Below are 602 nucleotides of genomic sequence, written 5' to 3' on the forward strand. Positions count from 1 at the left end.
TTTTCTTGAGGTATCTCTTGCATACCATTCGTTCATAATGTTTAGAAATGGTGTAAAGTCGCTTTCTGCTTGTTTTTCACTGTCTATTCCGTTATTGATGGCGATAAACCTTACTCCCTTTTCTTTGAACAGTATTTCGGTGTAAAAGCCTACTTTGAGGTAATCTCTGCCAAACCTACTCATATCTTTTACTATCACAGTAGATACTTTGTTTTCTTCTACTGCTTTTATCATTTTTTGAAATCCCTCTCTATCAAAGGTTGTTCCGCTTACTCCGTCATCGGTATAGTGATAGATATTTACAAAGCCGTTTCTTTTCGCATAGCTTTCAAGCAGCTGCTTTTGATTGGTGATGGAATTGCTTTCTCCTTGCGTTTCATCATCTCGACTTAAATGCTCGTAAAGGGCTGTTTGTCCTGTTCTTTTCGTATTTGACATGAGAATTACCTCCTTTCCAAGTTTTTATTATTTTCTCTGTCCTTATAAGGTTAATCCTTTTGGCACAATCATCCATAAAACTAGTGTGATAACACGAAAAAGTTTGTAAAACAAACGTGTGTTAGTGTGAGTGAAACGAACGCATGGAGAGATCCCATGAGATT

1 protein-coding gene is annotated in these 602 nt (G+C 36.7%); it reads right to left on the bottom strand.

What is annotated here, in order from left to right; translation table 11 throughout:
- Nucleotides 1–438 (bottom strand): recombinase family protein (locus HMPREF2852_RS08385; protein WP_186821942.1); only part of this gene is annotated, 438 nt, incomplete at its 3' end.
- Between the last annotated feature and the right edge of the window lie 164 nt (nucleotides 439–602).

The sequence above is a fragment of the Anaerococcus sp. HMSC065G05 genome, from assembly GCF_001812365.1.
In the GTDB taxonomy this organism is placed as follows: domain Bacteria; phylum Bacillota; class Clostridia; order Tissierellales; family Peptoniphilaceae; genus Anaerococcus; species Anaerococcus vaginalis.